Origin of the sequence: uncultured Croceicoccus sp. (assembly GCF_947496385.1) — a bacterium.
Classification (GTDB): domain Bacteria; phylum Pseudomonadota; class Alphaproteobacteria; order Sphingomonadales; family Sphingomonadaceae; genus Croceicoccus.
This window is the reverse complement of record NZ_CANMCP010000004.1, coordinates 297,167-323,209: the sequence shown is the minus strand read 5'-3', so window position 1 is coordinate 323,209 and position 26,043 is coordinate 297,167. Positions and strand designations below refer to the sequence as shown.

19 protein-coding genes are annotated in these 26,043 nt (G+C 66.8%); 9 read left to right on the top strand and 10 right to left on the bottom strand.

The window, feature by feature from the left end:
- Positions 1-224 precede the first annotated feature (224 nt).
- Positions 225-2,543 carry a TonB-dependent receptor gene (locus Q0897_RS09190; protein ID WP_299309037.1) on the top strand — a complete coding sequence of 773 codons (2,319 nt, stop codon included), beginning with the start codon at positions 225-227 and terminating at the stop codon, positions 2,541-2,543.
- A 21-nt stretch (positions 2,544-2,564) separates the two neighbouring features.
- On the opposite strand, the gene Q0897_RS09185 is transcribed toward Q0897_RS09190, so the two are convergent.
- On the bottom strand, positions 2,565-3,821 hold the full coding sequence (locus tag Q0897_RS09185; protein ID WP_299309036.1) for an MFS transporter: 1,257 nt from the start codon (positions 3,819-3,821) through the stop codon (positions 2,565-2,567).
- A 517-nt stretch (positions 3,822-4,338) separates the two neighbouring features.
- On the opposite strand from Q0897_RS09185, the gene Q0897_RS09180 reads away from it, so the two are divergent.
- Both Q0897_RS09180 and Q0897_RS09175 read left to right on the top strand, forming a co-directional pair.
- Positions 4,339-6,741, top strand: a complete 2,403-nt coding sequence (locus Q0897_RS09180; protein ID WP_299309035.1) for a glycoside hydrolase family 3 protein — start codon at positions 4,339-4,341, stop codon at positions 6,739-6,741.
- Between the two features lie 65 nt (positions 6,742-6,806).
- Positions 6,807-8,099: a sugar MFS transporter gene (locus Q0897_RS09175; protein ID WP_299309033.1), complete on the top strand. Its 1,293-nt coding sequence runs from the start codon at positions 6,807-6,809 to the stop codon at positions 8,097-8,099.
- A gap of 49 nt (positions 8,100-8,148) precedes the next feature.
- Here Q0897_RS09175 and Q0897_RS09170 read toward each other — a convergent pair whose 3' ends face one another.
- From Q0897_RS09170 to Q0897_RS09160, 3 genes are read right to left on the bottom strand one after another with little or no spacing between them, the layout of a single operon-like run.
- On the bottom strand, positions 8,149-9,624 hold the full coding sequence (locus Q0897_RS09170) for a PepSY-associated TM helix domain-containing protein (protein ID WP_299309031.1): 1,476 nt from the start codon (positions 9,622-9,624) through the stop codon (positions 8,149-8,151).
- Complete coding sequence (locus tag Q0897_RS09165) at positions 9,621-10,181, bottom strand: hypothetical protein (RefSeq protein WP_299309029.1); 561 nt, start codon at positions 10,179-10,181, stop codon at positions 9,621-9,623. Before Q0897_RS09165 ends, Q0897_RS09170 begins: the two co-directional genes overlap by 4 nt.
- 3 nt (positions 10,182-10,184) lie before the next feature.
- Positions 10,185-12,314: a TonB-dependent siderophore receptor gene (locus Q0897_RS09160; RefSeq protein WP_299309028.1), complete on the bottom strand. Its 2,130-nt coding sequence runs from the start codon at positions 12,312-12,314 to the stop codon at positions 10,185-10,187.
- A gap of 159 nt (positions 12,315-12,473) precedes the next feature.
- On the opposite strand from Q0897_RS09160, the gene Q0897_RS09155 reads away from it, so the two are divergent.
- The 4 genes from Q0897_RS09155 to Q0897_RS09140 all read left to right on the top strand — a co-directional run bounded on the left by Q0897_RS09155 (position 12,474) and on the right by Q0897_RS09140 (position 18,855).
- On the top strand, positions 12,474-13,577 hold the full coding sequence (locus Q0897_RS09155; RefSeq protein ID WP_299309026.1) for an efflux RND transporter periplasmic adaptor subunit: 1,104 nt from the start codon (positions 12,474-12,476) through the stop codon (positions 13,575-13,577).
- Entirely contained in the window at positions 13,552-16,668 is a 3,117-nt protein-coding gene (locus Q0897_RS09150; RefSeq protein WP_299309025.1) for an efflux RND transporter permease subunit, read from the top strand. The genes Q0897_RS09155 and Q0897_RS09150 overlap by 26 nt, the downstream gene beginning before the upstream one ends.
- The gene (locus Q0897_RS09145) at positions 16,665-18,035 is read left to right on the top strand and encodes an efflux transporter outer membrane subunit (protein WP_299309024.1); all 1,371 of its coding nucleotides are present in this window, start codon (positions 16,665-16,667) and stop codon (positions 18,033-18,035) included. The genes Q0897_RS09150 and Q0897_RS09145 overlap by 4 nt, the downstream gene beginning before the upstream one ends.
- Before the next feature lie 73 nt (positions 18,036-18,108).
- The gene (locus Q0897_RS09140; RefSeq protein WP_299309022.1) at positions 18,109-18,855 is read left to right on the top strand and encodes a siderophore-interacting protein; all 747 of its coding nucleotides are present in this window, start codon (positions 18,109-18,111) and stop codon (positions 18,853-18,855) included.
- A 23-nt stretch (positions 18,856-18,878) separates the two neighbouring features.
- Here the strand turns inward: Q0897_RS09140 and Q0897_RS09135 are convergent, their stop codons facing one another.
- On the bottom strand, positions 18,879-19,631 hold the full coding sequence (locus Q0897_RS09135) for an SDR family oxidoreductase (RefSeq protein WP_299309021.1): 753 nt from the start codon (positions 19,629-19,631) through the stop codon (positions 18,879-18,881).
- On the bottom strand, positions 19,628-20,515 hold the full coding sequence (locus Q0897_RS09130) for an aldose 1-epimerase family protein (protein WP_299309020.1): 888 nt from the start codon (positions 20,513-20,515) through the stop codon (positions 19,628-19,630). The genes Q0897_RS09135 and Q0897_RS09130 overlap by 4 nt, the downstream gene beginning before the upstream one ends.
- A gap of 133 nt (positions 20,516-20,648) precedes the next feature.
- Here Q0897_RS09130 and Q0897_RS09125 point away from each other — a divergent pair, with 133 nt between their 5' ends.
- Positions 20,649-21,512 carry a TetR/AcrR family transcriptional regulator gene (locus Q0897_RS09125; RefSeq protein WP_299309019.1) on the top strand — a complete coding sequence of 288 codons (864 nt, stop codon included), beginning with the start codon at positions 20,649-20,651 and terminating at the stop codon, positions 21,510-21,512.
- On the opposite strand, the gene Q0897_RS09120 is transcribed toward Q0897_RS09125, so the two are convergent.
- Positions 21,484-22,092 (bottom strand): TetR/AcrR family transcriptional regulator, encoded by a 609-nt coding sequence (locus tag Q0897_RS09120; RefSeq protein WP_299309018.1) that lies wholly within the window; start codon positions 22,090-22,092, stop codon positions 21,484-21,486. The two genes, Q0897_RS09125 and Q0897_RS09120, sit on opposite strands and share 29 nt — an antisense overlap.
- Positions 22,093-22,395: 303 nt before the next feature.
- Here Q0897_RS09120 and Q0897_RS09115 point away from each other — a divergent pair, with 303 nt between their 5' ends.
- Entirely contained in the window at positions 22,396-23,568 is a 1,173-nt protein-coding gene (locus tag Q0897_RS09115) for an amidohydrolase family protein (RefSeq protein ID WP_299309016.1), read from the top strand.
- A 78-nt stretch (positions 23,569-23,646) separates the two neighbouring features.
- On the opposite strand, the gene Q0897_RS09110 is transcribed toward Q0897_RS09115, so the two are convergent.
- Genes Q0897_RS09110 through Q0897_RS09100 form a run of 3 tightly spaced genes read right to left on the bottom strand, consistent with a single transcriptional unit; the run spans position 23,647 to position 25,906 of the window.
- Positions 23,647-24,645, bottom strand: a complete 999-nt coding sequence (locus tag Q0897_RS09110) for an NADPH:quinone oxidoreductase family protein (protein WP_299309015.1) — start codon at positions 24,643-24,645, stop codon at positions 23,647-23,649.
- Positions 24,642-25,448, bottom strand: a complete 807-nt coding sequence (locus Q0897_RS09105) for a tyrosine-protein phosphatase (RefSeq protein ID WP_299309013.1) — start codon at positions 25,446-25,448, stop codon at positions 24,642-24,644. The genes Q0897_RS09110 and Q0897_RS09105 overlap by 4 nt, the downstream gene beginning before the upstream one ends.
- Positions 25,445-25,906 (bottom strand): MaoC family dehydratase, encoded by a 462-nt coding sequence (locus Q0897_RS09100; RefSeq protein ID WP_299309011.1) that lies wholly within the window; start codon positions 25,904-25,906, stop codon positions 25,445-25,447. Before Q0897_RS09100 ends, Q0897_RS09105 begins: the two co-directional genes overlap by 4 nt.
- Positions 25,907-26,043: the final 137 nt, after the last annotated feature.

The following is a 26,043-nucleotide window of genomic DNA, read 5'->3' as shown; positions in this document are numbered from 1 at the left end:
GCACCCGAATCACAAAACAGGCACCCCTGCCGGATTTCCTGTGCGAAGGGATAGTTTCCCGCCTCCCCCCGCTTTGCGACAAGCGTCGGGCAGGGTGGAACCCGGCCGAGACGCCAATACCGCCCTGCCCGATCGGGCAGCAGCGGCAACAGGCATCCTGCGCGCAAGAACCGGCCAGAACCGGACGCCATCGGAAAAAACGGAACAGTTCGAGGGAGAGTATCATGAGCAACACAGGGAGCGCGTCGCGCCTCGCGATCGCATGCACGCTTGGTCTTTCATGCCTGTCCGCGCCGACGCTGGCACAGGATGCCGGCACCTCGGACAGCACGGCGCCCATCCCGGCATCGCAACCGGTGCCCGCCAACACGCCGCCCACCTCCCCCGCGATTCAGGAAATCGTCGTCACGGCACAGAAGACGAGCCAGAACCTGCAGGACGTGCCCATCGCCATCACCGCGATCAGCGGCGATGCCTTCGCCGCGACGCAAGGCACCAGCCTGCAGGCATTGCAGGGCGAAGTGCCCAACGTGCAGATCGACAATTTCGCCAACACCCCGCAAAGCGCGGTCTTCACCATCCGCGGCATCGGCGTGATCGAACCCGATCCCTACGCCGGCAATACGGTGTCGGTCGTGGTCGATGGCGTGCCGCAGTTCTTTTCCATGGGCGCGCTGCTCGAACTGTATGACGTCGACCGGATCGAGGTGCTTCGCGGGCCGCAGGGTACGCTGTTCGGGGCGAACACGACGGGCGGCGTCATCAACGTGACCACCGCCGGGCCGACGGGCGAATTCGGAGGCCATATCAAGGGCGTCTACGGCAATTACGACCGTTTCGACGTGACCGGCGCGATCGAACTGCCGCTCGCCGACACGCTGTCCTTCAAGGTGGCCGGCATCCATTCGCAGCGCGACGGCTTTGTCACAAATGTCGTCGATGGCTCCGACATGGGGAGCAAGAACCTCGACGCGGTGCGCGCCTATCTGCGCTTCGAACCGTCCGCCGGTTTCGACGCCACGTTGCAGGGCGAATATGTCGCCGCGCGCAACGGTTCGCCGATCATCGTCAACGGCGCCTATGTCGGGGAGGCGATTTACGAGCCGACTGGCGAGGACGGCATGTACCGAAGCCCGTGCGCCGGCGGCGGGCAATGTTTCGCCCCCGATGAATATTTCAGCGCGAACAATTCCGTGCCCGATATTTCGGACATGGACACATATTCCGGCACGCTGACCATGAACCTGTTCGATACGGGCATCGGCGACATCACCGCGATCACCGGATACAAGCAGTTCACCCTTACCGAATTTACCGATCAGGACGGCACCCCGGAATTCAAGAACGACACGTTCCGCGAAACCGAAGGCTGGCAATTCAGCCAGGAATTGCGCACCAATGTCGACCTCACGCAAGACATCCGCATGATCGTCGGCGGTTTTTACCTCAAAACCCATTACGACCATATTCAGGCCTATCGCCTGCAATTTGCCGCCCCCGGCCTGTTGCAGACCAATCTTCAGGATCAGGACAACTATTCGATTTCCGGCTTCGCGCAGGCCTACTGGCAGGTGACCGACCGCCTGCAATTGCAGGGCGGGCTGCGCTATACCCACGAACGCACCACCTCCATGCCGAGCCTCATCACCAGCATCGGCGATCCGGCGGGATCGAACTATACCGGCGAAGGCAATGTCATCATCGACAGCTTCACCACCGGCGGGCGCGAAAGCTGGGACAACCTTGGCTGGAAACTTGGCGCGGATTACGAATTCGACGATGGCACGCTGCTTTATGCCAGCTGGACGCGGGGGTTCAAATCGGGCGGGTTTACAGGGCGCGTCGGCGTGCCGTCGGACGGCGATACCCCGTTCGATCCCGAAGAAGTCGATACGTTCGAGGCCGGGATCAAGGCCGATTTCCTGAACCGGCGGCTGCGCACCAATCTCGCCGCGTTCTACACCGATTACAGGGACATGCAGGTCGCGCAGATCTATTTCGACGGCGCCACCAATACGCAGGGCAACCGCATCCTCAATGCCGGCGCGTCGGAGATCAAGGGCTTCGAATTCGAAACCACCGCCGCGCCGGTCGATGGCATGACCCTGCGCGGATCGCTCGCCTATCTCGACGCGCGCTACACCGATTTTCTGTATGGCGACCCGATTTCGGGCGACATCATCGACCTCGAAGGATTCCGGTTGCAGAACGCACCGAAATGGAGCGCGACGGCGGGCGTCAATTTCGTCATTCCCGTGGGTGGCGGCGCCGAGGTCGTCACCGATGCGCTCTATTCCTATACGAGCGAGAAATATTACACCGCGATCCTCAACACGCCGCGCTCCACGATTCAGCCGATCCACCTCGTCGACGCGTCGATCACCTACAGCCCGGATTCGCGCGCCTGGTCGTTGAGCGCGTGGGCGCAGAACCTGCTCGATTCCCGCTATATCGCGACGGTGTTCGACTCGCCGGGCTATGGCGGGCTCGCCGGCTATGCGCCGCCGCGGCAATACGGGGTGTCGCTGCGCTACGATTTTTAAGGGCGCACCGCGCGGCGGCGATCAGTCGATGGACCGGATCGCCGCCACGCAGGCAATCGCAATGATCGCGGCGCACGCAGCACTTGCCAGAAACGCGGGGAAGAACACGGCCATCGCATCGCCCGCGGCATAAAGCAGGGTGAGCAGCGGCACCGCGATCGCCGGCACGGTGTTGGTAAGGTTCATGATTCCGAGCCAGAAGCCGCGCCGCGTGTCGCCCGCGACAAGCTGTCCGACAAGCGCGGCGTCGAGCGCGACAAAACCGCTCAACCCCGCATTGAAGAGCGGATAGGACAGGAAGATCGCCCACCACCCCGGCGCCCCCGCCATGAGCGCAAGCGCCGCCGCCGCCAGCGCGCAGCACGCCATGAGTGGCCCGCGCCGTTGGCCGAGCCGGTCCGATGCCAGCCCCGCGACGACCGAGGCAAGCGCCGATGCACACAGCGCCAGCACCGAGAGCAGCGCCAGCGCCGCCGTCGTCGTCCCGCCCGGCGGCGGCCCGATGCGCGCGGCCAGCCCCTCGAGATAGAAGAAAACATAGGACAGCACCAGCACCGCACCGCATTGCATGGCGAGCCGCGCGACAAAGGCCATTGCGAAGTCCCGCGGCACGCTGCGCCGGTCCCTGCCCGCCCCCGCGCCGATCGGTGCGGCAAGCGCCGGCGGGTCACCGGCGCTCCCCCGCCCGAACGGCCAGGCGAGCAGAAGCGGAAGCACCAGCACGGCGGTGATCACGGCGGTCGCGGCAAAGGCAAGGTCCGCGTCGCGCGGAAACGCCCAGCCCAGCACCGCGAGAACGCCATAGGACAGGGGCAGGGCCGCGCTCAGCAGGCCGGCGACGCGGCCCTTGCGTGCATCCTCCACATAATCGGCCAGCAATGCACCGAGTGGGGCAAGCAGCACGTTCACCGCGACCTGAAACGCGATGATCGCGGCACACAGCGCCGCAAACCCGGACGACAGCGCAAAGGGAGCATAGCTCGCACAGACAAGTGCGAGGCCGAGCGTGATCATGCCCCGCCGGCTGCCCACCTGCGCAAAGGCGCGGTCGCTCAACCGGCCCGCGACGATATTGGCGATGCTGGCGACCACCCCGCCGATGACGAGAAGGATGCTGAGCGCTGCGACCGGATCGGCAGCGTCGCCCGCCTCGACCCTGCGCGGGAGCAGCAGGACGAGCAGGGGCACGAAGGCGACATGCCCGCCCATGAAGGCCAGCACGTAGCGAAAGACACCCGGCCCCGCCGAAAGCCGCGCGGCGGAAACCGTCATCGCCATGTTACAAGAGGTGCGCACGGGGCGTGCCGGCGCAGCGCACGGCATGCCCGGCGAAACCTTATGCCGGACGCGTTCATTCGTCCCCGCCATGGGCCGCCGTGCCGGCATCGTTCATCGCCGATCGTCTTGTCCTTCGCACGCGAGTTCCTCTTCCCATGCGGTAGATAGCAGCGGATCGCGGCGCTGTGAACGCTCCCCGTTTTTCGGATTGTGAGCGTTCACAATTGTGGTTATGTCGACATGCGTGACGTCGGACGCAACGATTCGACGAGCGAAGGGAGAACCATGCGCGTAATGATCGTAACACCACCGCGACCGGGTTCGCCGTGGCTGTGATCGCCCTCGCTCCGGCGGTTGCCGGCATTGCCGTCGCGCGTGCTCCCCGCAATTTCCGTGATACAGAAGCGACTGCGCGCATGGCGCGAAGGGGCGGCGTCCACTTCGCCGGCCATGGCGCGATGCTTCGTGCGTGTCCGCACCCGCGGCCCCAGTGCCCGCAACCAAGGGATTCTCAGCCATGAAACCGTTTCCGCAATTCGCCGCCCTGCTGCTTGCCACCGCGGCCTTGCCCGGCTGCGCGACGATGGAGCGCCCCGCATCCGCGACCGCCGCCGAACCGGCCACGACCGAACGCGATGGCGAGGATGCCGTCGTCGCCGACCTGCTTTCGCGCATGAGCGTGGAACGCAAGGTCGCGCAGCTCATCCAGCCGCAGATCAACTCCTTCACCCCCGAGGACATGGCCCGCTATCGTTTCGGCAGCTATCTCAACGGCGGCAATGGCGGGCCGGGCGGCGACGAATACGCGCCGGCGTCGGAATGGCTCGCGCTCGCCGACACGATGTATGATGCATCGGTGCGCCCGCTTCCAGGCGGCGAGCCGGCGGTGCCGACCATGTGGGGCACGGATGCCGTGCATGGCCATTCGAACATCGTCGGCGCGACGCTGTTTCCGCACAATATCGGCCTCGGCGCAACAAGGGACGCCGGCCTCGTGCAGCGGATCGGCGCAGCCACCGCCGCCGAAATCGCGGTGACGGGCATCGACTGGAACTTCTCGCCCACCGTGGCGGTCGCGCGCGACGATCGCTGGGGCCGGACGTATGAGAGCTATTCGGAAAATCCCGACATCGTCGCCACGATGGGCGCGGCGCTGGTCCGCGGATTGCAGGGTGATCCGGCGGGCGCAGATTACCTGCACGGTCCCCACGTGATCGCCACGGCGAAGCATTTCTTTGGCGATGGGGGCACCACCAATGGCGTCGACCAGGGCGATGTGAACGGCGATATCGACGCGCTCCTCGCCCTGCACGGTCGCCCCTATCCCGCCGCGATCGATGCGGGCGTGGCCGCCATCATGGCCAGCTTCAATTCGGTGAACGGGCGCAAGATGCACGGGAACAAGCCGCTGCTCACCGATGTGCTGCGCGGACAGATGGGGTTCGACGGGCTGGTCGTCGGTGACTGGAACGGGCACGGACAGATCGCCGGTTGCACCGTCACCGATTGTCCGCAGGCGCTGCTCGCCGGGCTGGACATCTACATGGTGCCCGACGACTGGAAGGGATTGCTCGACACGCTCATCACGCAGGTGAACGACGGGACGATCCCCACCGCGCGGCTGGACGAGGCGGTCGCCCGCGTGCTGCGCGTGAAATATCGTGCCGGGCTGCTCGGGCCGGATGCGCGGCGTCCGTCGGCGCGCCCCCTTGCCGGGCGTTATGACAGGCTCGCCTCGCCCGAACATCGCGCCCTTGCGCGCGAGGCCGTGGCGAAATCGCAGGTGATCCTGAAGAATGACGGCATCCTCCCGATCAGGCCGGGCGCGCGCGTCGTCGTGGCCGGATCGGGCGCAAACGACATTGCCAAGCAATCGGGCGGCTGGTCGCTCACCTGGCAGGGTGGCGGCGATCTGACCAATGCGCGGTTCCCCAATGCGACGACCATTTTCGACGGGATCGCGTTGCATGCGCAGCGCGGCGGCGGCACCGCGACATTGATGCAGGGCGATGGGATGCAGGGCGATGGGGCCGTGGACGGCGCGGACGTGGCGATCGTGGTGTTCGGCGAGGATCCCTATGCCGAATTCGCGGGCGACCGGACCAATCTGGCGTTTCGCGACGAAGCCGGGCTGAACGCGCTGCGCCGGTTTCGCGCAGCGGGAGTGCCCACGGTGGGGGTGTTCCTGTCGGGGCGTCCGCTCTGGGTCAATCGCGAGCTCAATGCATCCGATGCATTCGTTGCGTCCTGGCTTCCGGGGAGCGAGGGCGCGGGCATCGCCGACGTGCTGTATGGCGCGGTCCCGGCGACCGGGCGCCTGTCGTTCAGCTGGCCCGCGCGCTGCGCCGGGACGCCCGTGAACGGCGGCGAGGGCACGCTCTTCCCGGTCGGCTACGGGCGCAATCTGTCCGATACGGCACCGCTGGCCCCGCTCCCCGAAGAATGCGCTGCGCTGGCGGAGGGACCGTCCGCGCAGCTATTCGGGTCGGGTCGGCTCGCCCAGGGGGTCGTGGCCCGCGCCGGCGAAGGCGCGCTGCCCAATCTCATCGGGAGCGAGGGCGGCATCACCGCGCGCGGATACGACCGCGACGCACAGGAAGACGCCCGCGAAATCCGCTTTGCCCCCGGATCGCGCCTCGTCCTCGAACAGCCGGCGGAGGCGGCCGCCTATCGCATCGCGTATCAGGTGACGGATGCCCCGACGGCACCGGTCCATCTCCTGAACGGGGAGCAGCGGATCGACATCACCGACCACCTGCGCGTCGCGGCGGGCAAGGGATGGCGCGAGATGATCCTGACCGCGCAATGTCTCGACACCGCGGCGAAAAGCATCGGCTTTGCCACGCAAGGCGCATTCACCATGCGCATTTCGCGTGTGGAAAGAGCCGAAATCGCCGCCGATACCGCTTGCACTTTTTGACGTTGTAATCCAGCCCGGCCATGCTTGGGCCTTCGCGGCCGAATATCATGACGAGGAACGCTTTGATGGCACTTGCCCCCGACGTATCGAGCAGCACCGATCCGCAACCGATCGAGGACACGGGCCGCCCGGTGGATGCAGGGGGGCTGCAATATTTCATGTTCGGGCTGTTCCTGATCTTTGGCGGGATCACGTCGCTCAACGACGTGCTCATTCCCAAGCTCAAGGAGCTGTTCACGCTCAATTACACGCAGGCGATGCTGGTGCAGTTCTGCTTCTTCGCCGCCTATGCGATCATCGGCATTCCGGGCTCGAAGCTGATCAAGCGCATTGGGTACATGCGCGGCGCGACCTTTGGACTTGTCACCATGATGGCGGGCTGCCTGCTGTTCATCCCGGCGAGCCAGGGCGCAACCTTCGGCCTGTTCCTGCTCGCCCTGTTCGTATTGGCGAGCGGGGTGGTGATCGTGCAGGTCGTGGCCAATCCGCTGATCAGCCTGCTCGGCCCGCAGAAGACCGCGCATAGCCGGCTGACCTTTGCGCAGGCGTTCAATTCGCTCGGCACGACGGTCTTCCCGCTCGTGGGCGCGGCGGTGCTCCTCGGCAGCCTGGCGGAGGTCGATCCGGCCACGCTTTCGGGCGAGGCGCTGCGTGCCTATCGCCAGGCGGAGGGCGAGGCGATCTGGCACGGCTATCTCGCGCTGGCGGTGATGATCGGCATCGTCGCGCTGGCCGTGTGGCTGTTCCGCGACCGGTTGAAGGGGGAACGACACGAGGCGTCCTCCGGCCTCGCCGGGCTGGACCTGTTGAAGCGCAAGCGTTTCGGCTTCGGCGCCTTGTGCATCTTCCTCTATGTCGGGGCGGAAGTGTCGATCGGGTCGGTCATCATCAACTATCTCGCGCTCGACCGCGTGCTGGGACAGCCCGAGAGCGCCGTGGGCTGGATGATCGGAATCTACTGGGGCGGGGCGATGGTCGGGCGTTTCATCGGCTCGTGGGCGCTGCGCATGTTCAGCCCGGGCAAGATCCTTGCCGTCAATGCCACGGGGGCGATCCTGCTCATCGCGCTGTCCCTGTTCTCGCAGGGTTCGCTTGCCGGTTACAGCCTGCTCGCCGTCGGGCTCATGAATTCAATCATGTTCCCGACGATCTTCTCGCTCGCGTGCGAGAAGCTGGGCCCGCGCGCGGCGGACGGGTCGGGCATCATCAACGTGGCGATCTGCGGCGGGGCGATCATCCCGCTCGCGACCGGCGCGCTGGCCGACATCACCGGGGGGCTGTCCTATGCGCTGATACTGCCGGCGGTTTGCTACGCGATCATCGGCGGCTTCGGCGTGTTCGCCCGCAACCCTGCGTGATCCCTCGCGCCTGACCCCTCGCGCCTGATCCCGGTCCAGCCGATCGGGGTCAGGCGGTTTCGGGCCGGCCCGTTCGCGGCGCCGCCACACCGGCCGTGCGCAGCCCCGGGCGCCAGATGACGGCGCCAGTCGCCAGGATCGCAAGGTTCATCGCCACCACGCCGGGCGCGCCGCCGCCGAACCACACGAGATGGAGCAGCGCGCCCGCGATCATCGCAATGCCGAGCACGCGGCGCATCGCCGCATCCGAAAACAGCGCCGGCCACGCAGCTGCTGCGATCAGCCCGGCACCGAGCAGGCCCCAGAACGCCGCCACCACCGGCATGTCAGGCCCGCCCGCAAAGCGCAGCGCCGCGACCAGCACCAGCACCAGCGGAATGCCCCACACGGTCATGGCCCATGCCGCCGCCATGCGCGCGATGTCGTGCCCCTTGCGCCGCCGCTTGCGCAGCCACATCGTCGTGCCCGTCGCGGTGATGACACAAAGCGCGATGCCGAAAGCGATATAGGCCAGCTGCACCGGGAGTCCGGCATAATTGCCGAAATGCAGGTTATAGGTCGACGCCGCCGCCTGCCGGCCGAGCGCACCGTCCGACAGCCCGACCTTGCCGAGATAGCTGCCCGCACCGTCGAAACTGTACACCTCGCCATAGATGAGCTGGCGCGGATGTTCGGCGATGACCTGCACGAACTGCCCCTGCGTCATGGGATCGTGCACGACGATATAGGTCGGCTCTGCATCCGGGAAACGGGCGGCGACGGTCTCCATCGCGCGGGCGATGTTCGCCATCGGCGCGGGCGCGGGATCATGTTCTGGCTCTGCCCCGAATATCGTCGCGTAAACAGGGTCCATCGCCCCGCCGGTATAGCTCTGCGCCAGCGTGCCGACGCTCGTATAGCTCAGCCCGATGAACGCACCGGTGAGCGTCACCATCAGCGTGAAGGGCAGCGTCCACACGCCCAGCCGGTTGTGCCAGTCGGTCCGCGCCAGTTGCGGTTCGGCGCGGGCACGCAGGCGGAACGCATCCTTGAAGATCTTGGGATGGGCGACGACCCCCGTGACGAGCAACGCCGCCAGCGCCACGCCCAGCGCGCCGACCAGGATCATGCCCCAGATGACCGGCAGGGTGAGGTTGTAATGCAGCGCGGCGACCATCTCGGTCCAGCTGTGTCCCTCGCGCCCGGCGATGCGCCCCTCGCCATCGATATACCACGCCTTGTTGTCGGTGGTGACGACGGGCCGGGGCAGCGCCGCGTTCGGCATGCGGATATAGAGATGCGCGGTCGGCGTCATATCCGCCTCCTGCGCACGGACATTCGGGATCGACGCCTGCGCCGCCTGCGGGGTGAGGCCCGCGCTCTCGGCAATATCGGGCTGTTCCCAGCGCTGCCATTGTTCGAGCACGACGACCAGCGTGCCGGTCACCGCGATGAGATAGATCAGCGCCCCTGCGATGAGGCCGATCGCGGCATGCCCCGACAGGGCGCGTTGAACGAGGCTTTTGTCGCGGGTGGCAGTGGTCATGCAAATATCCATATGAGTGCGCCGATGGCCGCAACCAGCAGCGGCGGGCGGATCATCTCCGCCGGGCCGCGCTGACACAATTGCCACGTCATCAATCCGGCCCAGACGAGCGGCTGCACCATGAACATGGTCGCGACCGAATTCGCCTCGAGCGGGGCATCCCCCTTCATAGCGGCATTACATGCAAATGCGAACCATTGCGCGGCGAGGAACGACACCGGCACGGTCAGGGCAAAAACGGCGAGCCGCCGGCCCAGTGCAAGGTCGGCGGGACGGGTGGAAAGCGTGGCCATCCTGTCCGACCGCGGCGCCCCGGCGCGTTGCGGGCTCCGGCGGGCCGGGGCGGTCGCCGCGACGAACAGCACGATGGCCATCGCCGCCGCCACGCCGAGCGTCGCGCCCACCGCGACGCCCCACGCCCCGTCGAGCAGCGCACACCATATCAGCGCCCCCACGCCCAGCGCCCAGCCGCCATGCGACAACCGGCGATCCCGGCCCCATCCCGCGCGCACCAGCGCCACGGCCACGAGGATCAGGAGAAGAGGCGCCGCGATCACGGCTCAGAACCCGAAGCTGATCGTGCCGAGCACGGAACGCGGCGCCCCGTAATAGCTTTGATCGAACGTCAGCGAGGACAGATATTTCGCGTTCGTCACGTTCCGGACGTTCACGGCGAGCCCGATATTGTCGGTCAGCGCATAGGACCCCATCAGGTTCACCAGCGCATAGCCGCCCTGCGTGATCCGCACCTCCTCGCCCGTGGTGACAGACTGCCGCCCCGGTTCGTAGTAGAAATCGCTCTGATACTGCACCGATGCGCCGAGTTTGAGCGCGTCGAGCATCTGCGGCGTCCACACCGCGTTCAGCCGCACCGTGTTGCGCGGAACGAAGGTGCGGACAGCTTCGCCATCCTCGCCCCGCACGCGCATCACGTTGATGCCGCCGGTGAGTTGCAGGCCTTCGATGGGCGAGCCGGCGATTTCCGCCTCGATCCCTTCGGATTTCGCATCGACGCCCTTGTAGATCTGCCGGCCGAGCGCCTCGTCGAACCCGGCGGCCTCGGCGACGTTGTTCTGATTCGCGCGGTAGATCGCCGCGCTCGCGAACAGGCGGCCGCCCATCCATTCGCCTTTCAGCCCGGCCTCGATATTGTCGCCGGTGATCGGGTCGAGCCGGCGATTGTCGATGTCGAAATACTCGATCTGCGGATTGAAGATCGTCGTATAGCTTGCATAGGCGGAGATCGTCGGCGTCAGGTCGAAGGTCGCCCCGACGAAGGGCAGCAGCTTGCTTTCGTCGAAATTTTGCGGCGCGCCATAGGATACGCCCTCGCTCTCCGCGTGGGAGTAGCTGCCGCCGACCATGAGCTTGAACGCATCGGCGGGGTTGAGCCGGACGAGACCGTAAAGGCTCTCCCGCTTCGATTCCACGTTCAGGCTTTCCTCCAACTCGGGAAAGTCGGGCCGGGGGAACGTGCCGTCGAACAGTTGATCGACCGGAATCGAAATGTTGCGGGCGGCATTGTCATAGGCCGACGACTGCACGTAATCCTGCGTGCCGCGTACACCGCCGAACATGACCTCGTGCTCGCGCCCGGCGACCGAAACCTTGCCGCCGACATGCGCGTCGACGGTTATGTTGCGCGTCTCCCCCCCGAATTTGCCCGGATAGCTGAAAATGCCGAGCCCGGTGTCGCGATCGGGCGTGCCATAGACGTAGAAGATCTCGTCCGCCTCGCTCGCCGCGCGGCGCATGATCGTCCCGCGCACGAACCAGTCCTCGTTGAAATCATGGGTGATGTCGCCGAAGATCTGCCGGTCGATCACGCCCCAGCCCGACCATTCCGGCCCGGTATTCGCCGACCGGTCGAACGCGATGCGCGTGCCGTCGGTATAGGTGAGCGGGATCGCGCCCCATTGCGCGCCCCGGCTTTGATGGTCCTGATGCGCGTAGCCGCCGCTCACCACCGTATCGGGGCCGAGATCGGCCTCCACGATGCCATATCCGGTCCAGCGTTCGAGTTCGTACCGGTCGAGATGGCTCCCGGTATCGAGCCACGCGCCCACGCCGCGGAACCGCACGCTGCCATCATTGGTGAGCGGAACGCTGACATCGGCGTCGATGCGCTTGTGATCGAAGGAGCCGTATTGCCCGCTCACCCCCGCCTGAAAATCGCGGTAGGGCCGCTTGCGCACGAAATTGATCAGCGCGGAGGGATTGCCCGTCGGCGACAAAAGCCCGGTCGCGCCGCGCACGACCTCCACCCGGTCGTAGATCGCCGTGTCGATCGAACCTGTCTGAATGCCGAAGGCAAAGGGCAGGCCCACGCCGTCGATCTGAAACGTTTGAATATCGAAACCGCGCGCGGAGTAGTAGACGCGGTCCGTCTCGGCGGCGAGCACGCTGACGCCGGGCACGGTGGTCAGCAGCTGGTTGACGTCGTTGAGCTGAAAATCCTCGATCTGCGCGCGGGTCACGACACTCACCGACTGCGGCGTTTCCTTCTGGCTCAGCGGGAGGCGGGTCGCGGTGCGCTGCTCCTTGACCGCGTAATCGTCGCTCCCTTCGGAGCGCACGCCGGTCACCACGATCTCGTCGCGCGGCTGAAAATCATCGGCGGCCCCGGTGGCGGCGCCGCTGGCAGCAGACGCCGCGGCGGTGGCGAGGAGGAACGGGGTCACGGCGGTCATTTGCGAAAGTCTCCGGTTCTTGGGCGTGCGGCGGCGTCCTTACCATTTGCCGTGCTTGTTGCAAGTGATTTGCATTACGATTTACTCTGCATGCGGACCGGGCGGCAATCCCGACACAATCGCTTTGCCCTATCGCCACAAGGCGTTAGGGCTACGCACATGGTCCCATCGCACTTCCGGCTGCTCTGCATCGCATGGCTCGTCATGCTCTCCGCCTGTTCGGGGGAGGAAGCCGCGCAGGAGCGGGCGCCCGTGGCCGTCGTCGCACAGGCCATACGCACCCTCCCCCAAACGCTGGAGATCGAGGCGATCGGGTCGGCCCGCGCGGCCACATCCGCCGAAATCTTCCCCGAAACGCAGGGCCGCGTGACCGAGGTGCTGTTTTCCGCCGGCGATTACGTGCGCGAGGGCGCGCCGCTCCTCCGCCTCGATTCGCGGGCCGAGCGGCTCGCGGTGGAGGCCGCGCGCGTCGATGTGCGGGAGGCGGACCAGCTGCTCGCCCGCTATCGCCGGATCGAGGATACGGGCGCGCTTTCCGAAAGCCAGATCGAGACCGGCGAAACCGCCCTCGCATCGGCCCGCGTCGCACTCGAACAGGCGCAGACCGCGCTCTATGACCGGACGGTGCGGGCGCCGTTTTCGGGCCATGTCGGGCTTACCGAAGTGGACCGCGGCGACCGCGTCAACGACAGCACGCCGATCACGCGCATCGACCGCCGAGGCACGCTCTACGTCGATTTCCCCGCGCCCGAGGCGATTTTCAGCGCGCTGCAACCCGGTCAGGTGATCCAGGTCACGCCCTTTTCCGACCCCGACCGCACCATCGATGCGCGCGTCATCGCCACCGACAGCCGCATTTCCGCCGACAGCCGCGATTTCATCGTCCGCGCCGCGATCCCCAACGATGGCGACCGCCTGCGTCCGGGCATGAGTTTCCGTGTCAATTTCACCCGCAATGGCGAGGCGCGCCCGGCGGTGCCCGAACAGGCGATCGTCTGGGGCGGAGAGGGATCGCATCTCTTCGTCGTGCGCGGGGGCAAGGCGGTGCGCGTGCCCGTCACCATCACCGCGCGGCGCGACGGCATGGTCTTTGTCGATGCGCCATTGTCGCGCGATGATCGCGTGATCGTCGAAGGGGTGCAGAAGATCCGCGATGGTCAGGACATCCGCCTCGTGCAGCCGCGCGGCCCCGCCCGGCAGGATGTCACCTTGTCGCGCGGCGATGACACAGGCGGCGATGACACAGGCCGCGATGGAGAATAAGTCCGGCCTTCCCATGCTCGCGGTCCGGCGGCCGCTGCTCATCGGTGTGCTCAACCTCCTCATCGTGATCGCGGGGATCGCGGCCCTGCTCGGCGTGGAGGTGCGCGAGCTTCCCGACGTCGACCGGCCCATCGTGTCGGTGAGCGCGACCCTGCCCGGCGGCGCGCCCGAAACCATGGATGCCGAGGTGACGAGCGTGCTTGAGGATGCGGTCGCGCGCGTGTCCGGCGTGCGGCAGATCAGCGCGTCGAGCGAGGAGAACAATTCGTTCATCAGGGCCGAGTTCAACCCCGGCGTCGATCTCGACACCGCAGCCAGCGACGTGCGCGAGGCGGTCGCCCGCGTCACCCGCGAATTGCCCGAACGCGTCGAACAGGTCCGCATCGTGAAGGCGGATCAGGACGCGCAGCCGATCATGACGCTGGCGGTGCAATCCACCCGCTACGATCAGGCGCAGCTGACGCAGATCGTCGAGAACGACATCGTGCCCGAACTGCTCACCGCAGAAGGCGTGGCCAGCATCGAGGAATTCGGCACCCGCCCGCGGCAGATGCGCGTGTCGGTGGACCCGGCGCGGCTGAACCGGTTCGGCCTTACCATCGTCGATGTCGCCGATGCGCTGCGCACCGCGCCCTATGACGTGCCGGTCGGCTCGTTCCGTTCCGATGCGCAGGAGCTGATCGTGCGGGCGGAGGCCAGCGCCACCTCGCCCGCACGGATCGAGAATGTCGTGATCGCGGGCAATATCCGGGTCGGCGACGTGGCCGATGCGGGGTTCGCGCCTGCCAATGCGACGAATTTCGTGCGGATGGACGGGCGGCCGATCATCGGGCTGGGTGTGGTGCGGCAGGCGAGTTCGAACACGATCCAGATTTCGGATTCGATCCGCGACGGGGTCGACACGCTCAACGAACGGTTCGACGACATCCGGATCGAGGTCGTGTCCGACGATGCCGAATTCATCCGCATCTCGGTGCGCGAGGTATTGATCACGCTCGCCTTCACGATCGCGGTGGTGATCGGCACGATGCTGCTGTTCTTTCGCGCCTGGCGGCCCACCATCGTGCCGAGTGCCACCATTCCCGTCGCGCTGGTCGGCGTGATCGCGGGCATCTGGATGATGGGGTTCTCGGTCAATCTGCTGACCCTGCTGGCGCTGGTGCTGGCGACGGGGCTCATCGTGGACGATGCGATCGTGGTCCTCGAAAATGCGCAGCGGTTGCAGAATGCTGGCATGGGGCGTCGTGCGGCCGCCGTCGTCGGCACGCGGCAGGTGTTCTTTGCCGTGATCGCCACCACCGCCGTGCTGGTATCGGTGTTCGTGCCGATCAGCTTCCTGCCGTCGGAGGCCGGGCGGCTGTTTCGCGAATTCGGCTTCGTGCTGGCGGTCGCGGTCATCATATCGAGCTTCGTCGCGTTGAGCCTCGTGCCCGCGCTGGCCTCGCGGTTCGACCTGACGAGCGGGGACGAGGCGCCGGGCCGGCTGTCGCGCTGGGGCACCGCGGTGACGCATCGGTATGAGAGCGGGTTGAAGCGGTGCCTCGACCGGCCCCGGCTCGTCGGCATCGTGTCGGTCGTGCTCGCCGTCGCGGCGGGGCTGCTCTATACGCAGCTTGAAAACGAGCTGGTCCCGGACGAGGATCGCGGCGTCATCACCGTCGATGCCAGCGGGCCGGACGGGGTCGGTATCGATTTCATGGACCGCGAAATGGACGAGATCGAGCAGGTGCTCGCCCCCTATCTCGAAAGCGGCGAGATCAGGAGCACGTTTTCCGTCGTCGGCCAGTGGGACCCCAACCGCATTCGCGTCACGGCACAGCTTGCCGACTGGGACGCGCGGGACCGCAGCCAGACCGCGATCGTCGAGGCGCTCAATGAACCGCTGGAGGATATTCCCGGTTCGCGGGCCAGTGCGCGGGGTCGCGGCACGCTGAGCTTCGGCGGCGGGGACGACGGGATCGAGGTGGCGCTGACCGGTGCGGAATATCCCGACATCTACGAATCGGCGCAGGCGCTGGCCGCCGCGATCGACACGCAATCGGAGATCCTGTCCAATGCCGACGTCTCTTACCAACCGACGCAGCCGCAATTGTCGATCCGCATCGACCGGCAACGCGCCGCCGATCTCGGCGTGGCGCTCGACGATATATCGCAGGCCCTGCGCGCGATGGTGGGCGGCGACGATCTCGTCGATCTCAACGTCGGGGACCAGGCCGTGCCCGTGTTCCTCACCACCCCGGCGGTCAGCGTGAGCGGGCCGTCCGACCTTTCCAATATCTACGTGCGCGGCACGGGCGACGCGCTCATCCCGCTCTCCAGCGTGACGCGGTTCGACGAGCAGGGCATCGCGGCGGAACTCGACCGCACGGAACAGCGCCGCGCGATCGAGATCGGCGCCGACATCGCGCCGGGCACCCCGCTGCGCGACGCGGTGGATGAAATCGAGCGGCTCGCAGACGAAACGGTGGCGCCCGGCATCGACATGCTGCTGCAGGGGGAGGCGGAGAGCCTCGATGAAACGTCGAACGACCTTTTGCTGACCTATGGCTTCGCGCTCGTCATCGTATTCCTCGTGCTCATCGCGCAATTCGAAAGCCTGACCAGCGCGCTGGTCGTCGTGCTGACCGTGCCGTTCGCGCTGGCGGCGGCGGTGTTCGCACTGTTCCTGTCGGGCATATCGCTCAACATCTATTCGCAGATCGGGCTGGTCATGCTCATCGGGCTCATGGCGAAGAACGGCATCCTGATCGTGGAATTCGCCGACCAGCTGCGGCAGGAGGGCCGCGACGTGCGCGAAGCGGTGGAGGAAGCCGCCGCGATCCGCCTGCGCCCGATTGCCATGACGCTGATCTCCACCGTGCTGGGCGCGGTGCCGCTCATCCTCGCGAGCGGGGCGGGCGCGGAGGCGCGGCAATCGATCGGCTGGGTGATTTTCGGCGGACTGGGGCTGGCGGGGATCTTCACGCTGTTCCTGACGCCGGTGATCTATCTCGCCCTCGCCCGGTTCGAGACGCCGCGCAATGTGGAGGCGAACCGCCTGCGCGAGGAGATCGAGGCCAGCGATACCGATGCGATAGGCGCGCCGGCATGATATTGCGCCACATCCCGCCGTACGTCGCGGCGCTCGCCCTGTGCGCCTGTGCCACCGCGCCGGTCGTCGTGCCGCCCCCGGTCGTCTCCGCCCCGCCCGAATATGCGGGCGACCTGCCGCCATCCGGCCTGGGGCAAGAATGGTGGCAGGGCTTCGACGATCCGGTGCTGGCCGCGCTGATCGAGAGGGGGCTGGCCGCCAATCTCGACATTGACGCGGCGGGCGACCGGCTGGCCGCCGCGGCCGCGCTGCTGCGTGCGGAACGGGCCGATCGCCTGCCCCGGCTCGACGGCACGGCGGAGGCGGGCGTGTCGCTTTCGGGCGACAGCACGGTGGATGGCGCGGCCGGGCTGCTGGCGGCGTTCAATCCCGACATAAACGGCAGGCTGGCCGCCGAAATCCGCGCCGCCGCCGCCGATTACGCCGAGGCCGATTATGTCCTCGCCGACCGGCGCCGCCTCGTCGCTGCCGCCATCGCCAGCCAGTATATCGAATATCGCCGCACCGGGGCGCAGCTCGAACTGCTCGACCAGTCGACCGGCCTGCAGGAGCAGACGCTGCGCATCGTGACGCTGCGGTACGAGGCGGGGCTTGCCGCCAATCTCGACGTGCGTCGCGCCGCGGCGGACCTTGCCCAGACGCAGGCGCGGCGCGGGCTCATCGCCATATCGCGGGCCGATGCCGCCAACACGCTGGCCGTGCTGCTCGCCGAGGCGCCGGGTGCCTTTGCGCCGCCGTCGCTGTCCGCCGGGATCCCGGTATTCACGCGCGGACCCGATGCGGGCGTGCCGGCGGATCTGCTGCGCCGACGCGCCGACATTCTCGCGGCGGAGGCAAGGCTCGTGCGGGCGGCGGCGGATATCGGGATCGAGCGTGCGGACCTGCGCCCCTCGCTGACCATTCCGGGCAATCTGGTGCTCGGTGACGGGACGCTGGGCGGGCTGTTCGGGAATTTCCTTCTGGGCCTGGGCGCCGCGCTCGACGTGCCGATCTTCGACGGGGGGCGCCGCCGGGCCGAAGTCGCGGCGGCGGAGGCAGAGGCGGATGCAACGCTTGCCGAATATCGCGCGACCTTCCTCGATGCGCTGCGCGAGGTGGAAAACGCGCTGGTCGCCATCGACGCCTATGGGCAGCGGATCGACGCGCTGAGCGAGGCGATCGAGCAGAGCGAGACCGCGCTCGGCCAGTCGAACGCGCTCTATCGCGAAGGGCTGACCTCGCTGTTCGACGTGCTCGACGCGCAGCGCCAGCTCATCGCCAGCCGCCAGTCGCTCATCGACAGTGAAGCCGCGCTCGCCAATGCGCATGTCGCGTTCCAGGCCGCGGTGGGCACGCCGGGCGGGCGGGAGGATGCTGCGACGCAATGATACGCGGCGCGGCATTGCGTCCCGGCGGCCCCTTCTGCATGACGCCGCACATAGCGAAGACAAGGAACCGCCCATGGCCCGCCCCGAACCCCGCCTGCTGACCGTGATGGACAGCCGCCGCCTGACCCCGAACATGCATCGCGTCACCGTCGGCGGCGCCGGGATGGAGGGGTTTCCCGCCGAACAGGACGGCGGCTATGTCAAGCTGATGATCGAGGAAGGGGACGCGCGGCGCGTGCGCACCTACACCATCCGGCACCACCATGCCAACAGGCTCGACATCGATTTCGCTCTGCATGGCGAGGATGCGGAGAGCGGGCCGGCGACGCGCTGGGCCATGACGGCGGCGGTGGGCGACACGATCCAAGTCGGCGGGCCGGGCGCTGCGAAACCGCTTCCCGATACGGCCGGGCCGTTCCTCATCGCGGGGGACATGACCGCCCTGCCCGCGATTGCCGTCAATCTGGAGCGGGCGCGCCGCGATGCGACCGGGACGGCATTCATCGCCATCCGGGACGAAGCCGACCGGCAGCAGATCGCGGCGCCCGAGGGGGTCGCGATCCACTGGCTCGTGGATCCCGATCTGGGCGAAAATCCCGCGATGCTGATCGACGCGGTGCGCGGCGCGCCGTTTCCGGACGACCTGTCCTATGCCTGGGCCGCGTGCGAGTTCGAGAGCATGAAGGGTCTGCGCGAATATCTGCGCAAGGAACGCGCCCTCGCCCCCGACCGGCTCTATCTCTCCAGCTACTGGAAACGCGGGCTGATCGAGGATGAGCACAAGACGGTGAAGCGCACCGACGCCGAAACGAACGGCTGAACCCCCGCGTTCACCGCCCGCATTCAGGCGCCGGGCGCGACCACCTGTGACAACGCGCCGTCGATGGTGACGGTCGCGCCGGTGATGTAATCCGCCGCGGGGGATAGCAGGAACACGACCAGGGCGGCCACCTCCTCAGGCGTGCCGGCGCGGCCCCACGGGATGTTCGCCTCGGCCTTGCGGCGGACCTCTTCGTCATCCATCGCCTCCGCGTTCATCGGCGTCAGGATCATGCCGGGCGCGACCCCGTTCACCGCGATGCGCCGCGGCGCGAGTTCGAGCGCGAGCGTCGCGGTCAATTGCGCCAGCCCGCCCTTCGCCGCGTCGTAATCGACCGCGCCCGCCCGCGGTGCATCCTCGTGAATGGAGGAGATATTGACGATGCGCCCGCCCCCCTTCGCCGCGCGGGCAAAGGCGCGGCAGGTGAGGAACGGGCCATAAAGATCGGTGCGCACCACCTTGTCGAAATGCGCAAGCTCCATGTCGACGAGGCAGGTCCCGCTCATGTTCAGCCCCGCCGAATTGACGAGCAGGGTCGGCGTGCCGAATTCCTCCTCGCACCGGGCGAAGAGCGATGCGACCGCATCCTCGTCGCCGACGTCGGTCTGCACCGGGATGGCGCCGGTTTTGGCCGCGATGTCCTGCGCGGTGTCCTCCTCCGAATGATAGGTGAAGACGATGCGCGCACCGGATTCGTTGAGCGCCATTACGCAGGCGCGCCCGATGCCCGATGCGCCGCCGGTCACGATGGCGATGGATTGCGAAAGATCGGTCATACGGGTCGTTTCCTGATGGTCATGGTGAGCGTGCGGGTGTCATCGGGCGCGATGGCCATGATGCCGGGCTTTGCAAAAATGTCGCCGTCGAAGCCGACCGGATCGGCGATGCCCTGCCACGGTTCGATGCACAGGAACGGCGCCCCCGGTTTGGTCCAGATGCCGAGCACCGAAAAATCGTCGAAGCCAACCTCCAGCCGCGTCCGCCCCGGCACGCCGAACAGCACGCGCCGGCTCCGCAATGCATCGAAGATCAGCGCATCCTCTGCAAACATCGCGTCGCGGGGGATCAACGTGTCGCCGTCCACCGGCGTCGCAATGCGTTCATCCCGAAGCAGGCCATCGGGATTCAGCCTGCGGATCGGTTCAGGCTCTGCATCGGCGAACACCACGGCATGGTCCTCGCGCTCCCCGCCATAGGGAAGCGGCCATCGCAGGGCGGGATGGAAGCCGAAACTCGCCGGCATGGGCCGATCGCCGCGATTGGCGATGTGCGCCGTCATCGAAAGCCCGCCCTCGTCCAGCGCATAGGTCAGGGAAAGCGCGAACGCGAACGGATAGTCGGCGCCGGGCCGCGCATTTTCGGTGAGGGTGAAACGGGCACGGTCCGCCGCGACCATGTCGAGGGCGAAGCGATTGTCGCGCGCGAACCCATGCTTCGTCATCGGATATTCGCGCCCGTCGAGCCGGTAGGCATTCCCGGCCACACAGCCAATGACGGGAAAGAGGATCGGCGAGCGCCCGGTCCAGAATTGCGGATCGCCATCCCAGAGCAGCGGCCCCGCCGCATCGTCGTCGAGCGTCATGAGCTGTGCGCCATCGGCATCGATCCGCGCGGACATGCCCCCGCCCCAAATGGTCGCGCTGCGGCTCGGATCGGTCATGATGCTCTCTCGGACTTGTTCGGGGACGGGCGGGCGAGACGAAACCATAACGGGACAGCGCCGCGAAAGCTCCCGTCAAAACGGATGATCCGATTTGGCAAAGACGGCGAATGCGCCCATAATCGGCACCACCATGAGCCAGGCCCGTGACACCGACGTGACATCCGCCGCCGCCCGCCCCTCGCGGGAGGAGCTTTACGCGCTGGCGTGGGAGGCGCCGCTTGCGCAGGCGGCGGCGCGGATCGGGATGTCGCCCACCGGTTTCGCCCGGCTTTGCGACCGGATGGACGTGCCGCGCCCGCCGCGCGCGTTCTGGTCCGCGAAGGGGCGCGACACGGTCGAGAAGCCGCCGCTTCCCAGCGTGGCAACGGGCGGCGGGGATGCCGCGCCGAAACGCACGCGCATGCCCATTGCGCGCCGGCGCGAACATCTGCTCGACATCGCGGCGGAGATCGCGCGGACGCGCGGCCCGCGCGAAATCTCGCTGCGCCAGGTGGCCCGCGATGCGGGGATCAGCGAGGCGCAGGCCCATAATTGCTATGCCGGGCGGCGCGAATTGCTGATGGCGCTGGCCTATCGCGAATTGCGGCGGGGCGGGCCGGGGCGCCCCTCGCGCCAGCCGCGCGGCCATGATCCGCGCGAACGGCTCGTCCTGTCGATTACCGGCTATCTGCACGAGGCGGCGTTGCGCGGGCCTTTGCTGCAATCCTTGATGCAATTGCCGGAGGTGCGCGAAGGGCTGCGCGACGAACGCGCCATCGCCAGCGCCCGCGCGCGCAGCCAGATCCTGGCCGCGATCCACGCGGACGGCACGGCACCCGACGCGCGGGCGCAGGCGACCAATGCGGCGCTGACGCAGGTGTGCATGCGCGCGGGCGGCATGGTCGCGGCGAACCGGCACGATTCCTGGGACGTGGCGCGGCTCTGCCTCGCGACGGTCATCGCGGGCACCCGCGCGGTCGCGGCTCTCACGCGGGCGGACGGGACCGCGCAATAGGGCGAACCGCGTCGATCGCCGCGCCGATCAACGTGTCGCAAATCTCGCCCGCCATGTCGGGGGTGAGGGCATCGGCGCCGACCATCCGGCCCAGCTCCTCCGGAATGGCGGCGAGCATTTCGATCCATGCAAACCCCTCGCGCACCGAAAGGCTGAAATCCCGGCGCAGCGCGCGCAGCAATTGCCGCAGATCGGCGCGCAACCGGTCCGACACATGGCTGCCCAGATGGGCCAGCGCATCCCCTTGCACGAAATAGGTCAGTGGCAAGCCGCCGCCGGACAGGAACTTCAGATAGATCCGCGCGCAACGCAGCAACCGATCGCCGGCATCGCCATCCCGCGCCGCACGGGCAAGGCCGGCCGCGTGCAATTCGTCGATCAACTCGCCGAACACTGCCGCCACCAGCGCATCGCCATTCGCGAAATAGGTCCAGAACAGCGACGTGCTGATCCCCAGCGATTCGGTCAGTGGCGCGATGCCGAGCTGCAGCGTGCCGCTCTGCGCGATCTGCGCACGGGCGGCGGCGACGATCTGGGCGCGCCGGTCGGCCTGGCTTGCGGAACTCTCGTGCTCGGCCAATCCTCGTGTCCTTTTGTCCTTCGCGGCCGGATGGGCGCGGGGCTTTCCCTCCTTTACCCAAGCTCTGGAAAAGCGCCAGTTTCCCGCACCTTCCGCGGGCACCGACATGGCCGGGCAATGACCTGATCCAAATTCCATAAAGCCTGGGAAACATACGCCCTGGACACGCAAATCCTCCATTCACGTCGAGTGTGTCTTGACTCGCACTCTAATAGTGCATCATAATCGCGGCGTGCTCCATGGCCCGGCGGATGACGCAAACCGGCGATGGAACGGCAGGCAGGATGCAAGGAGAGCGATACGATGAATTACGAATACGGGCGCGTCATCAACGACGCCGACAGCCACACGATGGAAACCGCGGACTGGATCTACGAATTTCTCGACGAGGATCTGCGCGACAAATACGGCGATCTCTACAAGGCGGACACCTCGGGCCGCGTGGTCAGCCTTATTGAAAAGGCGAAGAGCCGCGCCCACGATCCGGAGGCGGATGCCGCCGCCGCCGCCGACCCCATCGGCGGGGACAAGGGCTGGCTCGCGTTCGGGGCGTTCGACACGTCCGAACGCACGCGCATACTCGACAAATATGGTTTCGTGAGCCAGCTCGTCTTTACCACCGCCAGCCTCGCCGCGATGGGCCGGGCCGAAAACCTGCGCGACAAATATGCGCTCGTGAAGGCGGCCAACATGGCGCAGCAGAAATTCTGCGACGGGGACAAGCGGCTCGTGAACGTGGCCTATGTCCCGCTCGACGATGCGGACATGGCCTTTGCCGAGGCGAAGCGCGCGATCGACGCCGGCGCCGGCGCAGTGGGCGTGGCGCCGATGCCGTGCGGCGACAAATCGCCCGGCCATCCCGACCACGATGCGTTCTGGCAGATGCTGTCGGATCGCAGCATCCCGTTCATGGTGCATATCGGCACCGGCACCATCACGCAGCCCAAGGGCTATCACAACAATGGTCGCGAACGGTCGCCCGACATTCATGGCGGGGGCGAGAACCTGCGCTTTGCCGATTTCACCTCGCTGTGTTTTGCGCCGCAGGAATTCCTGACCGCGATGGTCTATGACGGGGTGTTCGACCGGTTTCCCGACCTTCGCGGCGGCGTCATCGAAAGCGGGGCGGGATGGGTGCCCGATTTCCTGCGCCGGCTCGACTACGCCTATCGCGCATTCGGCAAGACGGATCAGTATCTGAAAGCGCTCGCCATGAAGCCGTCGGACTATATCCGCCGCGCGGTGAAATTCACGCCCTTCCCCAAGGAAGACGTCGGCGCCATGATCCGCGAGGCCGGGCCGGAACTCTTCATGTTCTCCAGCGATTTCCCGCATCCCGAAGGGACGAAGGATCCCGTCGGCCTGTTCGAAGCGACGATGGACGATCTCAATGAAACCGAAAAGGACATGTTCTATCGCACCAATTACTATGCGATGATGAACTATTCCTCTCAGCCGTTGCAGGCCGTCGCCTGAACCCGTCCGGAAGGCACAACAAAAATGGCGGTCCCGAAAGGGGCCGCCATTTTCCTGTGCCGGGATGCCGAAATGCGTTCAGCCCGGCGTGACGATCACCTTGCCCACCGCCTTGCGATCGGAGAGCCAACGGATCGCATCGCCGCCCTCTTTCAACGGCCAGGTCCGGTCGATCCGGGGCGATATCTTGCCCTCCTCCCACCATGCGAAAAGCTGTTCGACGTGGGCCCGGTTCCGGTCCGGCGCACGCTGCGCAAAGGCGCCCCAGAACACGCCGCGCACATCGCAGCTTTTGAGCAGGGTCAGGTTGAGCGGCAGTTTCGGAATGCCCGCCGGGAAGCCGACCACGAGATAGCGCCCCTCCCACGCGATGGAGCGCAGCGCCGGCTCGCAATAATCGCCGCCCGCCGGATCGTAGATCACATCGGCGCCGCCCTTGCCCACGGCGGCCTTGAATTTGTCGGCGAGCGCCTTCGATTCCGCCTTGTCGAACGGTGCGCGGCCGTAGAGCACGACATCGTCGGCACCCGCATCGCGCGCGGCCTGTGCCTTCTCCTCGGTCGAGACGGCGGCCACGACCCGTGCGCCCAGCGCCTTGCCGATTTCGACGGCGGCCAGCCCGACCCCGCCCGCCGCGCCGAGCACGAGGAGCGTTTCCCCCTCCTGCAACTCTCCGCGGTCGATCAGCGCGTGGATCGTGGTCGCATAGGTCATGAGCAAGGCCGCGCCTTCCGCCGGGTCGCGCCCGCCGGGCAGGCGAAACGCCTTTGCCGCGTCGAGCACCATCTGCTCCGCCAGCCCGCCATGCCCGGTGACCGAGATCAGCCGGTCGCCGACACTCCACCCCTCTACCCCCGCGCCGATGGCCGTCACCTCGCCGCAGATCTCGCTGCCCGGCGCGAAGGGGCGTTCGGGCTTGAACTGGTACTTGTCCTCGATGATGAGCACGTCGGGGTAATTGATCGCGCAGGCCAGGACCCTGACGGCAAGCTGCCCCTCGCCCGGTTCGGGCGCAGCAATATCCTTCAGCTCCAGCGTTTCGGGCCCGCCCACCGCGGTCGACAGTAATGCTTTCATGGCGTGTCCTCTCCTTGTATCAGCAGGGCGGCACGCAGCCGGTCCCGCATGTTTTCGTTGACGTCGAGATGGTCGAGATACCCCTCGACCGAACCGTGTTTTTCCGTGATCGCGTCGAATGCCGCACCGATGTAATCGGGATGCGCGTCCATCAGGACCGCCACCGCCTCGGCGCCGAATCGTTCGTAGAATGCGCTGCGCGATCCGCTGCCCTGAACCGCGCGGGCCTGATCCGAAACGTCCTGCCGCGCGAGCGCGGTGAGCGTGTAATCCGCCACGATATCGTCCCGCGACACGCCCAGCGCCGCGAGGATCAGCGCCGCCGCCATGCCGGTCCTGTCCTTGCCCGCCGAACAATGGATCACGCACGGCACCGCGCCATCGGCAATGCGGGCGAGAATCTCGCCGAAGACATGCGCCATGGTAAAGGGCATCTCGGCATAGAAATCGTGCATCAGGGCCGCCGCACCCTCGCGCGTCGCGGGATAGTCCATCGCCATGTCGATCAAACGGCGCTTGTGTCCGGGGCGAAAATGATGGGTCTGCAATGCTGGCGGGGTCCACACGGTGACGTCCGCTTCCCGCTCCCGCCGGGCGCGCAGGTCGAAGACCGTCCCGATGGCGAGCGTGTCGAGCATGGCGATGTCGCCGGGCGTCAGTTTCGACAAACGGTTCGCGCGATAAAGCATGCCGCGCCGCACACGCCGCCCGCCCGCGCCGGTATAACCGCCGAAATCGCGGAAATTGCGCGCGCCCTCCAATGGCACGCGCCGGTCGCGCAGCATGTGCGCGCCGCCGCTCACCCCCTCACCACGAATTGCCCGAGCCAGCGCGCGATCAAGGCTGGCCCATCCTGCCCGCGGGTGTGCAGTTCGACATCGATGGTCTGCTGAAACCTGTCGGGTGCCTTTTGCGTGACCTCGGCAACATGGAACGCGGCGCGCACGTCGCTTCCCGCAAGCACCGGGCGCACGAAACGGATGCGGTCGGTGCCGTAATTGATCCCCATGACAAGCCCCGGAACCTCCGGCCGGTCCGCCATCCCCTGCAACCGGGGCAATAAGGACAGGAGCAGGAACCCGTGCGCGATGGTCCCGCCGAACGGGGTCTTCGCGGCGCGCTCCGGATCGACATGGATGAATTGATGATCGCCGGTAGCATCGGCGAACCGGTCGATCATCGGCTGATCCACAGTGAGCCAGTCGGACAGGTAGCGTTGCCCCACCAGATCGGCGATGATCGTGTCCGCATCGATGGCCATAAGTCGTCCCCCGGTGATTCCGCGCACAGGGATAAGGGAGTATCGCCCACCCCGACAACCCCTTTTCGAATATTCGGTACAATCCGCAGGTCAGCCACGGCCGATGACGGTGTACGCAGAACATATCGCCCCTTCGC